Genomic DNA, 13,748 nt, shown 5'->3' with positions numbered 1-13,748 from the left:
GCGTCCGGGGGCACTCGGCATACCTCACTTGATGGCGTACGCCCGGGTGATGGTCTGCTGTACGGAGTTGCCGTCGGCGTCCTTCGCGCCGATCCGCAGCGACACGAATCCGGCCCCCTCCGGGTGGCGGGCGGAAACGGTGAACCGCCCGTCTGCGCCGGCGGACACCGATGCCTTGCTCCAGGACGCGCCGTCGTCGTACGACACGTCGGCGGTCAGCGTCCGTGCCCGCACCGGGCCCACCGTGCCGGGCTCCTCGGTGCGTACCGAGAAGCTGAACTTCCGTCCTGCGGGCGCCCGGTTGAGCAGGTCGAGCGGCAGGTCGTAGTAGAGCTGGAGCAGCGGGAGCGGTGCGGTCCCGGACTCCGGACGGGCCGAGGTGAAGCGCCACTCGGAGTGGGTGCGCGTGGACATCTTCCAGTAGTCCGCGTCCCGTGCGCTGTCCATGGTCAGGGTGTACTCGGTCGGCTCGGCGTACGGCGCCGGGAACGACCCGACGGCCGTGATGCGCTTCGCCAGCACCTGGCCGTGCGCGGAGAGCTGCGTGGAGAAGGTGTCGGTGGCGTACGAGTACACCCCGTCGTGGCTCGCCTCGGAATCGGTCCAAGGGGTGATGGCCAGGTTCATCGTGGCGGGACCCCGCACCGGGATGTACTCGGGATCGTTCTCCGGAACGGCGGGGCGTGCCACCTGCTTGAGCCAGTCCTCCTTGACGACCTGGCCGGGCGTGTAGTCGGTCATCGGCCCGCTGTAGTGGCTGCCCCACTCCTTGTCCAGGTAGACGAGGTGACGCCACGTCACCCCGTTCGCCGAGACCCACTCGGTACGGTGGATCGGAGCCGGCAACGGGCGTGGCGTGCTCCAGGAAGTGGCGGACGCCGCGCCCGGCCGGTAGCCCCAGCGCAGGTCCTGCGCGTAGGGGTGCTCCGTCTGGGAGTGGTAGTCGGCCTCGACGCGGGCGGTGGTGGTGCTGTCGACCTTCAGCGTGGTGTCCTCGGGCACCTGGCCGTCCCACGGGAACAGCAGGTCGTACGCGTACCGGCTGTTGGCCTCCGCCGTGATCAGCAGGTACTGGTGTCCGGAAGCGGCCTGCCGGGCGAGCTGCTGCCCGGGGCCGGCGTCGAGGGTCAGTGCGGGGATCGGCAGGGCCGTGGTGCCGGCGGAGGCGAGGAAGCGGCCGGGCGCGGTGGTGTAGAGGAGCGCGGCCTTCGCTCCCGCCTTCGCCGCCGCCGCGACCTGGTCGGTGAGGGCGGTCCCCGCCTCGGCGCGGATCAGCGCGATCCGGCCGGACAGATCCACTCCGTCGAGGTCGGCCGGCGAGGCGGTGCCGACCGGGACGGTCCTGCGCAGCGAGACACCGTCGAGCTTCGGCGAGCCGACGACGTACTCCGGACTGCTCACCCGGCCGCTGCCGACAGCGTCGATCCGGATCTCCGGGGTGTACATCACCCACTGCGTGAACAGGGTGAAGCGGTCACGCGTGGTCTTCTCGGTCGGCAGCGCGTAGATGCGGTCCACGTACTGGTCGAGCTGCGCGATCTGGGTCACCGAACGCGATCCGCTGGAGCGTTCGTACCCCATCAACAGCCCGCGGTGCTCGGCCGTGGTCGGGGTCTTGACCTTGACCTCCTTCGCGGCCGTGCCGTCCAGGGTGACGGTGCGGTCGCTGTCGAGGACCAGCTGCGGATCGCCCGCCACGGTGAAGTCGACGACCTGCTTGCCCGCCTCGTCGAAGCCGGCGAGGAAGCCCATCAGGCTGTACGTGCCCGGCTTCACGCGGAACCTCGCGTTGCCCAGGGCGTTGAAGGGGATGGTGGCTAGCGCGCCGGTGTCCAGGTTGTAGAGGCTCGCGTGGCTGTTGCGGTAGGCGGGCTGCCCCGCATGGTTGACGGCATGCACGGTGAGGGCGATCACCTGGTCCTCCTTGACCAGGCCGAACTCCGTGTGCACGCTGCCCGAACCGTCGCGCGCCGAGGCGGTGAGCGTCCCGCTGATACGTCCGCTCGGACCGGTGCCCGGGTCGGCGGTCAGACGCACCTCGGCGGTGCCGTGCGCGGGCACGGTCACCGAGTCGGCGGACGCCGTCACCATGCCGTCGGGCAGGGACGTACCGAGCCCGTTGTCCCCGCGCACGGTCAGGTCGAGCGTCCGCGGGGTGTCCCCGTCGTTGCGGTACTCCACGGTACGGCCGACCGGCTCGTTCTCCACGCCGTACTTGAAGAAGCCGAAGCCGACGGACCCGGTCGCGAAGAGCGTCCGGGCGGTCGTCCGGCCGATGTCCACCCGCCCGGCGCCCTGCTCGTAACCCGTGGCTCCCGCGACGGACTCGGAGGTGGACATCAGCGCGTCCTTCAGACGGCGCGGCGACCAGTCGGGGTGCTGCTGGGCGAGGATGGCCGCAGCCCCCGAGACGTGCGGGGTCGCCATGGAGGTGCCGCTGAGTGCCGTGTAGTGCGCGTCGACGACCTGACCCCGGGAGGTTCCGGTCGCACGGGCGGCGACGATGCCGACGCCGGGCGCGGCGATGTCGGGCTTGAGGGTGCCGTTGGCGAGGGGGCCTCGGCTGGAGAACGATGCCGTGGCATCGTTGTGGTCCACGGCGGCGACGGCGAGTGCCGAGGGCGCGGCGGCCGGGTTGGCGACGGTGTTCGGCGTGGGTCCGTCGTTGCCCGCCGCGATGACGAACAGGGCCCCGGTCTCCTCGGTCAGCTTCTCGACGGCGAGGCTGGACGGGTCGTCCCCGTTGCCGGGGCCGCTGCCCAGGCTCATGCTGATCACCTTGGCACCGCTGTGCGCGGCCCACTCCATCGCGCCGATGACAGCGGACGTGCTGCCCTCGCCGTTCTTGTTGAGCACCTTGCCGATGACCAGCTGAGCACCGGGCGCCACACCCTTGTACTTCCCGCCGGACGCGGCACCGCTGCCCACGACGGTGTCGGCGACATGGGTGCCGTGGCCGTTGTTGTCGGCCACCGACCCGGCGTCGCCCTCGGTCGTGAAGTTCTTCGACTCGACGACCTTGCCGCTCAGATCCGGGTGGGTCGCGTCGATGCCGCTGTCGAGCACGGCGACCTTCACCCCGCTGCCGTCGTAGCCGGCCTTCCAGGCGACCGGCGCACCGATCTGCGGGACGCTGCGGTCGAGCGAAGCGGTGACCTTGGCATCGAGCCAGATCCGGGTCATGCCCCCGTCGAGCGCGGCCTTGCGGTTCTCGGCCCCGGGACGCACGGCCTCGTCCCAGAACGCGCGGGCCTGCTTCTTGTGCGTACGCAACGCGGCGGCGCCCAGGCTGCTCAGCGTGCGGGTACGGGCGGCGCCGTCGGGCACCGCGGCCCGTGCCGCGCGGGCTCCGGAGCCGTAGGAGACGATCAGCGGCAGGTCGGCGGTGCGCGCGTCGTCGTACCCCTGCTCCACCAGGGCGCTGACGTTGAACAGCCGCACGTCGATCTTTCCGGCGTCGACCAGGTCGCGGGCCTGCTCCGGGATGACGAACAGGCCTTCGGACGACTCGGTGATGTACGCGTTGTGGCGGAGGGTGCCGTCCTCGGGGACGAGCATCGCCGAGCGGCGGCCGTCCGGCCACTGCGTCAGCCGCACCACATCACCGGTCACGAGGGTGACCTGATGTTCCTTCGCCTCCTGCGTACCGGGGCTGTCGGAAGGTAACGGGGCCGCGACGCCGGGCACCTGGCCGAGGCCGCTGAGGCCGAGGGCGAGTGCGGCGGCCGCCGCGAGGAGGGAATACCGTCTGGATCCGGGCACGCGGGAAACTCCTTGTCGACCGGGGAAGTGCAGGGAGATCCCACGGATCGTGGCGGAGCCCCGCACACGGCGACAAGGCGTTTCCGCTGGCGAGTGTGCGACAGCGCGCGGAATGACGCCGCCCCGCCAGCCCGGACGCGCCGGCCGGTCAGATCCAGTTGTTGCGCATCGCGTACCAGCCCAGCTGGAGCCGGGACGTCACGGACGCCAGGTCCATCAGTGCCCGCAGCCTGCGCTGCACCGTGCGCGGTGAGGTGCCCAGCTGCTTCGCGGTCGCCGCGTCCGTCAGACCGGAGAGCATCAGCTGCAGGATCTGCCGGTCGACCGGGGTCAGTTCGGCGACCTCGCGCAGATACGGACGCGAGTGCCGCCACGCCGTGGCGAACAGTTCGGCGACGAGCGCCGTGAGCGGCTGACGTATCAGCACCGCCCGCTCCGGGCTGAGCTGGACCATCGCGACCTCGCCGTCGGCGACGGCCAGTTTCAGCAGCGGACTGTCGACCACCCGCACCTGCTCACCGCGCCGCACCCGTTCTTCCAGGGCCGCCACCGCGGCCGGTTCGGCGAGAAAGTCGCGGTCGACGAGCAGCTGGTAGACGACCCCGGGCGGCGCGCTGGGCCGCGCCTCCTCGTCGGCGGGAGCGCCCGCTCCGGAGGCGAGGGTCTTCGGGACCGGGGTGACCCGGTTGAGACCCGTCAAGAACGCCTGGAACGTGTGGCGTGCGCCGGTCTCCAGTTCCAGAACGCGCCGTGCCTGGGCGGCCGCGCCGTCCACGGTCTCCACGCGCACCGGACCCTCGTCCGGCGGCTGCGCGCGGACGAGGGCGGCCATGGCCGCCTCGGCGCGGCGCAGATCGTCCTCCAACCGGTGGAAAACGGCACGCACCTGCTCGTGCGAGGCCTCGGCGGAGGCAGGACACGCGGACCCACGGACACTCCGGGACGCGCCCTGCTTCGCGGCCCCGATGGTCCTCTTCGGTCGTCCAAGATCGGGCATGGGTGTCAGTCTTGTCGACGCCACCCCGCCTGTCGCGACCCGTGGAACCGCCGCACGGCCGCATGGCAGGGCCCTTTCGCCGCTTCATTACTGGCCCGGGAGGCACCGGCCGGACATCGGAGGGGGCGGTGGCGAAGATACGTCATGTCGTAACCTCGCCACCCCGTCCAGGTGTCCGACGGGCCGGTCCCCGAAAGGGCGGACCGGCCCGTCGGACCGTCAGGAACCTTTACTGCGCTACGAGTTGACTCCAAAGGCGCGGGTCACCGTCTGCTTCACCGTGCTGCCGTCACTGGCTGTGACCGTGGCGCGCAGCGTCGCGTACGACGCGTGCAGCGGGGCGATCAGGGTCGCGTGCGCGGGGGTGCCGTGCAGCCCCTCGGTGACCTTCACCGCCTTCCAGGTGACACCGTCGTCCCAGCTGACCTCCAGCGCGGCGGGGCCGACCTCGGCCTTCGCGGCGCCGGGCGCCCGCTGCACCTGCACGTCCACCCGTGTCAGGGCGAGGCTCCGGGCGTTCCCGGAGTCGTCGAGACCGTGCGGGGTGAAGCGGACGGCCATGAGCGGCAGAATCGTGCCGGCACCGTCATCGGTGTCCGAGTCGAAGGACCACTGCGACTGGACCCGGGTGGACAGCGTGGCGTAGGCCTGCTCACGCGTGACATCCGCGTTCAGCGTGTACCGGCCGGGGTCGGCCGGAACCTTGAGGGACTTCCCGCTGCCCGTGGCACTCCACGACCCCAGTTCCTGGCCGTCCTTGGCCAGGGTGAGAGTGCCGGCCGCACCCCAGTCGGAACCGCCCCGGGTACCGTCGCCGTCGACGAACCAGGGCGTCCCGGCCCAGACCACGGAGTTGTTGAGCCGGTACGCGGGCGCCGCCGGGAAGGAGGGCCCGACCACCGCGGCCGCGAAGTCCAGCCGCTCCACAGGGCGCGTGCCGAACGTCTCGGTCGAGGTCGCGATGGACTGACGGCCGGCGATCGTGGCCCGGTCGAGCCACTCCCCGGGCGTCCGGTAGTCATGCACGACGGAGGGGAAGCGGACCGACTGGTCGATGAAGAGGGGCATCAGCACGTCGTCGTCCGGAGTGGCCCCCGTGGTGCCCGCGGCCGGTGTGCCCTGGGCGTTGAGGTGCAGGCGCACGTCCGTCAGGTCGCGGCGCTGGACCGAGAACGCGGGCTGGGCCGGGACACCGTCCTTCCAGGTGCGTGCCACGTGGTAGAAGAACGGGCTGGGGGTCTGAGTGGACGCACCCTCGGCCGCGAACACCGCGAACGTACGGTACTTGGCGTCCGCGTCGGCGAACGGCGTCGCGTACAGGGTCTCCCCGGCGCGCGGGCCGTTGGTGACCACGCTCAGGGTGTACGTCCCCGTGCCGGCGGGCAGGGCGAGTGCGGCCTGCACGGCTGTCGCACGCGCGGCCCGGTCGTTGACGTCGGCACGGACCGGAACGGCGGTGCGGGCGTCCAGGTCGACGGCGGTGTCCGCGAGCGGGGTCACCGACGTGGCGGCCATGGTGGTGGTGCGGCTGTCACCCGTGCCGCTCGTGATCGTCATGCCGATCCAGTACTGCGCCTCGGGCACGCTCACCGAACCGGTGCCCGACGTGATACGGACCGGGTAGCGGTCGCCGGTCCAGCGGTTGACCATCATCGCGGTCCCGGTCGCCGGAGTGCCGTCGCGCTGCTCGGCGTGGAGCGTCACCTTGTGGCTGGGCAGGGGGCTGTTGATCCCGAGGATCGTCCGGGTGACGGGCTTGCCGTCCTCCGAGGCGGTGAGGGTCGCGGACCACGGGCCGTGCGGCAGCAGGGCGGCGCGGGTGGTGACCGTGGCGGTCGCGGTGCCGTGCGCGGGCACGGTCACCTTGTCCCGGTCCACGGAGAACTGCGCGGCGTTGCCGGGCTGGGCGGTGGGCGACATCGGCTTCTCGATGGCCAGGTCGAGCGTCGTGTCGCTGTCACCGGAGTTGGTGAAGGTGACGGTGTGCTCGGTATCCTTGCCGGCCCCCTCGGACCAGCCGGCGGTGGTCGTCAGGTTCGCCGGGGAGGCGAGGACCGTCTGCCGCTCGGCGCGGGCCACGTCCACCCGGCCGGTGCCCTGCTGGTACGCGGAACGCTTCGCGTTCGGCACCGCGGTGTTCATGAGCGCGGTCTTGATCTGCTCACCGCTCCAGTCGGGGTGCGCCTGGGCGACCAGCGCGGCGGAGCCCGCCACGTGCGGGGTCGCCATCGACGTACCGCTCTTGGCGGTGTGGCCGCCGCCCATCTTCGCCGCCACGATGGCGACGCCGGGCGCGGTGATGTCGGGCTTCACCGCGTTGTCGCTCGGGCGCGGGCCCCGGCTCGAGAACGGGGCGAGCTCCTCCTCGGAGTCGACGGCGCCCACGGCCAGCGCGGCGTTCGCGATGGCGGGCGCGCCGACGGTGCCGGTGCCGTACTCGCCCTCGTTGCCCGCGGCGACGACGAAGAGCGTGCCGGTGCTCGCCGACAGGTCGTTGATGACCGCGATCGCGGGGTCGGTCTCGTCCGCCGCGCCGCCGAGGCTCAGGTTGACGACCTTGGCGTGCACGGTGTTGACGGCCCAGTCGATCCCCGCCAGCAGCGCGGAGGTCGGGCAGGACCCGGTGCTGTCGCAGACCTTGCCCACGGCGAGCGAGGCGTCCGGGGCGACACCGCGGTACGTGCTGTCGACGCCGGCGATCGTGGAGGCCACGTGCGTACCGTGACCCAGGTCGTCCTCCGCGCTGTCGCCGCCGAGGAAGTTGGCCGAGGCGGTCACCCGGCCGGCCAGGTCCGGATGATCGCTGTCGTAGCCGCTGTCGAGCACGGCGACCGTGACGCCCTTGCCGGTGTACCCGTCGGCCCATGCCTGCGGGGCGTTGATCTGCGGCACGCTCTTGTCCAGGGCGACGTGCATCCGCCCGTCCAGCCAGAGCTTGGTCGCGCCGCCCGCCAGCGAACGCCCGTTGCCCTTGGTCAGCCGCTTCCAGGTGGTGGCCGCGTCCGCCCGGTCCTCCGGGTCGAGCGCGGTCAGACCGAGCCGGGCGATGGCCCGTCCGGGCCGTGCCGCGCCGCCCACGGCGTCCCGCGCCCTGCTCGCGGCGGTCTTGCCCTTGCCGTGCTGGACGATCACGCCCAGCGCGCCCCGGGCGGTGGTCCCCTTGACGCCGTACCCCGCGTCCAGCAGGGCGCCGACCTCGAAGAGGCGGGGGTCGACGCGTCCGGCGGCGAGCAGCGGCCCGGCGTCCTCCGGTACGACGCTGAGGTCCCCGTCGCCCAGGGAGCTGGTGGTGAACGAGACGCCCTCACGGCCGGCGGCCGGGGTGACCGTCGCCGAACGGAGATCGTGGCCGGCGCGTTCGACGGTCACCGAGTCGCCGGTGGGCAACGGGACGGTGAGCGTGGTGACGGCGGCGGTATGGGCCGCGGTGACCGGGGCGGCCGGCCCCGCCGCCTGTGCGGCGCTGACGGGTATGAGCGCCGCCACCAGGCCGGCGGCAGCCGCGATGGATCTGACCTGCACGGAGAGAACCCCCAAGGATCACAGAAGTGAGAACGCCCTGATCCTGGCAGCGCATTCACTTCCAACGGTCTCCTTGAGGTGGCGACTTGACGACGCGTCGCAGACCCGCCACGCTCGCGGTCACCCGTGGAGCGGGCGCGCTCCCGGGCTGTCGCCCGTGAAGCGCTGTCCGGCGGCTATCCCGTCGCCCACCACCGACCACACCGTCTTTTCGTCCGGGGCGAGGGCGTACACCTTGCCGGAGCCGGAGCCGGAGCCGGAGCCGGAGCCGGGGGCGGGGGCGGGGGCGGGGGCGAGCGCGAGCGCGAGGTGGGCGCCCCACTCTGTCCCCCGCGAGGGGCGGGAAAGCGGCGCCGAGCAGGGACCCGGGCCGCTTCTCGCCGAAGACGTCGGCGAGTCGGGCACGGGTGGCGTCGAAGAGCACGGGACGACTCCGGACGCGGTGGGGCACACGGACGAAGGGCGACGACGGCAGCAGGGCGTACGACCGAAGGCGACTTTGGCTTCGTCCCGGTCCGGCCGTGCCCGAGCCGCGGTGGGATAGGGTCCCCGACCATGACCGAAGCCGATTTCCTTCCGTGGCCACCCGCCCCGATAAGTACCGGGCGGCTCGTGCTGCGGGAGTCGGAGAGCCGGGACCGCGCGGCCTTCGTCGAGCTGCTCTCCTCACCGGAGGTGCACACCTACCTGGGCGGCCCCCGTCCACGGGACGAGTGCGAGCGAGGCCTGCCCGATACGCCGGGGAAGGGCCCCGGCCACTTCGTGATCGAGCGCGACGGAGCGATGATCGGCACCGTCGAGCTCAAGCGGCGCGATCTGGAGCGCCCGGACACGGTCCGCCCGGACGCCGGGAAAGCCGAGCTGGGCTACCTGTTCCTGCCGGAGGCGTGGGGGCACGGGTACGCCGCCGAGGCCTGCGCGGCGGTGCTGGACTGGTTCACCGCCGCATGCCCCGGCGAGCCCGTGGTCCTCTTCACCCAGACCGCCAACGCCCGCTCGATGCGCCTCGCGACGAAGCTGGGCTTCACCGAGATCCACCGCTTCGAGGCGTGGGACGCCGCGCAGTGGATGGGCGTACGGCCTCCGGCCACGTAACCCGCTTTTCTTCCGCCGCCGCACCGATCGTGCCCCGCTCAGACGGTCACCGTCGGCTCCTCCGCGCTCATGTAGTGGACGGCGCTCTCGGCGCAGTGGGCGTCGAGCAGGTTCCGCAGCTCCTTTGCCGCGGTCCGGAGGAGATCGCCGTCGCGGGCCGCCTGCACGGTTTCGAGGACGAAGGCGACCCGGGCGGAGTGCTCGGTGACGCGGGTGCGATGGGCGTCGCGGTGGTTCCAGTGCCGGGTGAGCACGTCCGTGCCGTCCGTGTAGACGATCTCACCGGGCTTGGGGTGTTCGACGGTGTCGGGCTCCCCGAGCGGCGTGAACGTCTCGTCCCCGTCGGCGTAGCGGATGTCGACGTCACCGGTGACATGGTCGAGATCGAACGCGCCGGCGGGCAGCCCGTGATGGACGGAGACGGCGTTGTAGGTGTCGACGGCCGGGTTGATCCGGGGCAGGGCGCCCTTCTTGGCGAGGCGGCGGCCGAGTGCGTCGACGCTGGGCCGGATGCGGCGCGGGTTGGTCCCGAAGGAACGGTAGGCGGTGTGCCATGCCTCGATGCGCGGGTCGCTCTCGTCGGCGGGCTGCCAGGTGCCGTCGGCGAGCCGCTGCTCCAGGGCCTCGACTGCGGCCGTGGTGGCGGGCCAGGGTTCGAGGCCGCGCAGGCCGGTGGCGGTGACGACGGCGACGAGGCTCTCCGGGAAGGCGTCGGCGACGGCGGGGCTGATGCGGAAGGTGGTCATACGTACCCTTACTATCAATGGAACGACTTCACCGTACAACGCACCGACCGGGTGGTGTCAATCGACCGACCGTACGGTGCAGCACGCCGACCCCCTGGCTGGAGGGACGACACGATGGCCGAGACCGAGGCGGCACTGCGGACACTCGCGCACAACGTCCGCGCGGCCCGCACCCGCGCCGGACTGTCCCTGGACGAACTGGGCCGCCGCGCCAAGGTCAGCAAGGGCGCCCTGGTCGCCCTGGAGAAGGCCCAGGGCAACCCGAACTTCGCCACTCTCGTCCGCCTCGCCGACACTCTCGGCATCTCCGTGTCCGCCCTGATGGAAGGGCGTTCGGAGGAGCGGGTCCGGGTGATCGGCGCCGACGCCGTCATGCCCCTGTGGAAGGGCGAGCGGGGCGGCGAGGCGCGGCTCATGCTGACCACCGGCGGCCCAGCGGCCACCGAGGTCTGGCGCTGGAAACTGGAACCCGGCGAGGAGTACTCCAGCCACCCGCACCAGCCCGGCGTCGTGGAAACGGTCAGCGTCACCTCCGGACGGATGACGCTCGTCGTCGACGGCACCGAACACCCGGTGACCATCGGCCAGACCGCCACGTTCGACGGCGCCGTGAGCCATGCCTACCGCGGTACGGGAACCGAGACCTGCCATCTGATCATGACGGTTCACCTGCCGCCCGGCCCTTAGGGGCCCCGGCCCGAATCCGCTCAGCCCGCCGCCCACCTCGGTCCGCCCGGCCGGTGGGCGCGGAACGCCGGATCGGTGTAGGCGCCCTCCGCGTGGCCCGGCGAGGTGTACATGAGCCCTGGCTCCGTCACCGAGCGCCTGCACTTCTTCGCGGGCCCCTGCACCCCGGCCGATCTGACGGGGGACGGGGGCGGACTGGAGGAGGAGGGCGAGGACATCGAGGTTCTGGAAGTGCCCTTCGATGTGGCCCTCGCCATGACCGGGGACGGCCGCATCGCCGACGGCAAGACCATCCTGCTCCTGCAACGGGCGGCCCTGGAGGGCCCGTTCGCCCTGGAGACGGTCGCCCGCTGAAACCAGCCGTCGCCCTCCGGGCGCGCCCACCGGGTGGCACCGCTGTGCCGGGCGCGCACCACCGCCGTACGTACCGGTTGGGCGACCATCGCCGGCGCCGGGGTGTCCTGGCCCGAACGCTCCCTACACTCGCCGCATGAGCAACCTCACGTGCACCCACTGCGGAACCGCCGGCCTGGAGGAGGGTTTCATCGAGGACGCCGGCGACCACTCGCGCGGGTACGCGCGCTGGATCGAGGGTGCGCTGGAGCGGGGGATCTTCGGCGGTGCCAAGCGCATGGGCCGGCCGCGCCGGCAGATCGAGGCGTTCCGCTGTCCCCGATGCGGGCACCTCGAACTGTTCGCCACCGGCCAGGTGTAGCCGGCCCGGCCGGCCGTTTTCGATACGCCGACGATATCCACCTCCTCGCGGTATGGGCCGCATGCGCGTGCTGAGCGTCCAGGACGAACCGTTCATGGCGGAAGCCGTCCGGGACCGGGGCTCACGCGTAGGCGGCCAGAAAGGTGCGGATGCCGCCGTGCGCGTAACGGTCGAGATCGGCGTCGGTGTGCTGGGCACTGCCATGGAACATGGCCTGGTTCACCGGAATCCACAGCAGCAGCCCGGCGAAGTGGTGGGCGGCCAGTACCGGGTCGGTGGCCTTGAGGAGTCCCTGATCGGTGAGGCGCCGGAAGGTGTCCGCCAGCGTGGTCAGAACCCGCTCGAACCCCTGCTCGTACCAGGCCGCGCCCAGCTCCGGGAAGGTGTCGGCGTTGGCGATGATCAGGCGCCGCAACTGGATCACCTGGGGCTGGGTGAGGGCCGTGAGGAACTGGCGGGCGAGCCGGGTCAGGTGCGCGTCGAGGGTTTCCGCGTCGGCGGGGATGTCGGCCACCAGGTCGACCATGGCGTCGATGCGGTCCGTGGTGGCGAGCACGATCTCGGCGAACAGCTTCTCCTTGTCCGCGAAGTGCTTGTAGACGGTCTGCTTGGAGACCGCGGCCAGCTTCGCGATGTCGTCCATGCTCGTCCCCGCGTACCCCTTGTTCAGGAACACGGTGGTCGCCGCCTCCAGGATCGCCTGGTGCTTGCGCGCTGACCGGCTGTCCATCCCAGCCACCTCTCTTCGTCCACGTCTGTCCGCCACCGAGAACAGTACTGGACTGATCAGTACTCATGTGGGTACTGTACCGTCCAGTTCCCGTTCGCGGCACTCCGCTGCGGTCCGGGACCCGTCTCAGTGGCACATCCATGGGGGTTGACGCATGAGCAGGACAGTGGGCAAGGCCGTCTCGGCGGACGGAACGGCCATCGCCTTCGAGAGTCAGGGGGCGGGCCCCGCCGTGGTGCTCGTCGGTGGCGCCTTCATGACCGGCGCCGCCTCCGCCGAGCTCGCCGGTCTGCTGGCCGGGGACTTCACGGTGATCACGTACGACCGCCGCGGCCGGGGCGACAGCGGGGACAGCCCCGCGTACGAGGTGCGGCGCGAGATCGAGGACATCGACGCGCTCATCGAGGGCCCGGGCGGCGGGTCCTCGATGCTCTTCGGGATGTCCTCGGGCGCCGTGCTCGCCCTGGAGGCCACGGCGCGGGGCAGTGCCGTCTCGCGCCTCGCGCTGTACGAGCCGCCGTTCATCACCGATGACAGCCGGCCGCCGCTGCCCACCGATTACGTGGAGCGCCTGACGGAGCTGGTGGGCCGCGGGGCGTACGGGGACGCCGCCGCCTACTTCATGACGGCGGCGATCGGCATGCCCGGCGAGGCCGTCGCGGGCATGCGGCAGGCCCCGTTCTGGGCGGGCATGGAAGCCGTCGCCCGCACCCTCCCGTACGACGGCCGGATCATGGGGGACACGATGTCCGGCCGCCCCCTGCCGGTCGAGCGCTGGGCGTCCGTGACCGTACCCGTCCTCGTCGGCAGTGGCGACGCGGGCGCCCCGCACATGCTGACCGGCGCAAGGGAACTCGCCGCGACGGGTGACAACTTCACCCTGCGGATCTTCGCGGGCGAGGAGCACACCATCGAACCGAAGGTCCTGGCACCGGCCCTTGCCGACTTCTTCAGCGGTGAGCGCACGCCGTGACCGGCCCGGACCGCATTCACCCACCTCCCCTGGAAAGAGGCATCGGCATGACCGCACAGGCGAAGGGACCCGCCAGCTACTTCCCCTCCATCGAGAAGAAGTACGGCCGCCCCATCGGCGAATGGAAGGAAATGCTCCGCGCGTCCGGCCTGACCAAGCACATGGAGCTCGTCAACTGGCTCAAGGCAGAACACGGTTTGGGCCATGGTCACGCCAACGCGCTGGTCGCGCACACACTGGCCGAACCGGGCGGGTGAGCCCGCCTCCGGCCGGGGGAGCCCGTCACGCCGCCCGGTTCGGCGCTGTTCCCCTCTGCCGGAGCGGACGGGCGGGCGCGGCAGCGGCGAAGGGCCCGCCTCTGCCGCACCCGCCCGCAGAGCAGCCGCGGGCCGGGCGGGTGCCGGCTGCGGGCGATGCGGTGCCCATGAGCCACGTCCTCCTGTGCCGCAACCCCGGCGCCGGCGGCCGGCCCCGCCGCGTCATGACGTTCTCCGGACGCGCGCCTCCCCTCGCGCCGGGCG

Annotated in this window: 11 protein-coding genes and 1 pseudogene; 6 read left to right on the top strand and 6 right to left on the bottom strand. The window is 72.0% G+C overall.

All coding sequences use genetic code 11. The features are described 5' to 3' along the window. Nucleotides 1-24 precede the first annotated feature (24 nt). The 4 genes from ABZ564_RS07420 to ABZ564_RS07405 form a co-directional block, all read right to left on the bottom strand. Nucleotides 25-3,762: a S8 family peptidase gene (locus ABZ564_RS07420; protein ID WP_360850981.1), complete on the bottom strand. Its 3,738-nt coding sequence runs from the start codon at nt 3,760-3,762 to the stop codon at nt 25-27. Between the two features lie 148 nt (nt 3,763-3,910). Continuing rightward, nucleotides 3,911-4,759: a helix-turn-helix transcriptional regulator gene (locus tag ABZ564_RS07415; RefSeq protein ID WP_360850977.1), complete on the bottom strand. Its 849-nt coding sequence runs from the start codon at nt 4,757-4,759 to the stop codon at nt 3,911-3,913. 237 nt (nt 4,760-4,996) lie between these two features. Then, nucleotides 4,997-8,281 carry a S8 family serine peptidase gene (locus ABZ564_RS07410; protein WP_360850974.1) on the bottom strand — a complete coding sequence of 1,095 codons (3,285 nt, stop codon included), beginning with the start codon at nt 8,279-8,281 and terminating at the stop codon, nt 4,997-4,999. Between the two features lie 120 nt (nt 8,282-8,401). Continuing rightward, nucleotides 8,402-8,686, bottom strand: coding sequence for a hypothetical protein (locus tag ABZ564_RS07405; RefSeq protein ID WP_360850971.1), 285 nt, complete (start codon nt 8,684-8,686; stop codon nt 8,402-8,404). Nucleotides 8,687-8,836: 150 nt separating this feature from the next. Here ABZ564_RS07405 and ABZ564_RS07400 point away from each other — a divergent pair, with 150 nt between their 5' ends. Beyond that, complete coding sequence (locus ABZ564_RS07400; protein ID WP_360850968.1) at nt 8,837-9,376, top strand: GNAT family N-acetyltransferase; 540 nt, start codon at nt 8,837-8,839, stop codon at nt 9,374-9,376. A gap of 38 nt (nt 9,377-9,414) precedes the next feature. Here the strand turns inward: ABZ564_RS07400 and ABZ564_RS07395 are convergent, their stop codons facing one another. Next, nucleotides 9,415-10,122, bottom strand: a complete 708-nt coding sequence (locus tag ABZ564_RS07395; RefSeq protein WP_360850963.1) for a phenylalanine--tRNA ligase beta subunit-related protein — start codon at nt 10,120-10,122, stop codon at nt 9,415-9,417. Between the two features lie 114 nt (nt 10,123-10,236). Here ABZ564_RS07395 and ABZ564_RS07390 point away from each other — a divergent pair, with 114 nt between their 5' ends. From ABZ564_RS07390 to ABZ564_RS07380, 3 genes and pseudogenes are all read left to right on the top strand, one after another. Continuing rightward, nucleotides 10,237-10,809 (top strand): XRE family transcriptional regulator, encoded by a 573-nt coding sequence (locus ABZ564_RS07390; RefSeq protein WP_360850960.1) that lies wholly within the window; start codon nt 10,237-10,239, stop codon nt 10,807-10,809. 102 nt (nt 10,810-10,911) lie between these two features. Next, nucleotides 10,912-11,163, top strand: a pseudogene (locus ABZ564_RS07385) (GDP-mannose pyrophosphatase); the annotation flags it as partial. Between the two features lie 136 nt (nt 11,164-11,299). After that, entirely contained in the window at nt 11,300-11,524 is a 225-nt protein-coding gene (locus ABZ564_RS07380) for a hypothetical protein (protein ID WP_360850957.1), read from the top strand. Nucleotides 11,525-11,645: 121 nt separating this feature from the next. Here ABZ564_RS07380 and ABZ564_RS07375 read toward each other — a convergent pair whose 3' ends face one another. Next, a complete protein-coding gene (locus ABZ564_RS07375) occupies nt 11,646-12,254 on the bottom strand; it encodes a TetR/AcrR family transcriptional regulator (protein WP_360850954.1) in 609 nt (202 codons plus the stop codon). 154 nt (nt 12,255-12,408) lie between these two features. On the opposite strand from ABZ564_RS07375, the gene ABZ564_RS07370 reads away from it, so the two are divergent. Beyond that, the gene (locus ABZ564_RS07370; RefSeq protein WP_360850951.1) at nt 12,409-13,227 is read left to right on the top strand and encodes an alpha/beta hydrolase; all 819 of its coding nucleotides are present in this window, start codon (nt 12,409-12,411) and stop codon (nt 13,225-13,227) included. A gap of 47 nt (nt 13,228-13,274) precedes the next feature. Then, entirely contained in the window at nt 13,275-13,484 is a 210-nt protein-coding gene (locus ABZ564_RS07365) for a DUF4287 domain-containing protein (protein WP_360850948.1), read from the top strand. Nucleotides 13,485-13,748: the final 264 nt, after the last annotated feature.

The sequence above is a fragment of the Streptomyces sp. NPDC019224 genome (assembly GCF_040632605.1).
In the GTDB taxonomy this organism is placed as follows: Bacteria; Actinomycetota; Actinomycetes; order Streptomycetales; family Streptomycetaceae; genus Streptomyces.
The sequence above is the reverse complement of the archived record's forward strand: the minus strand, read 5'-3'. Positions and strand labels throughout refer to the sequence as shown.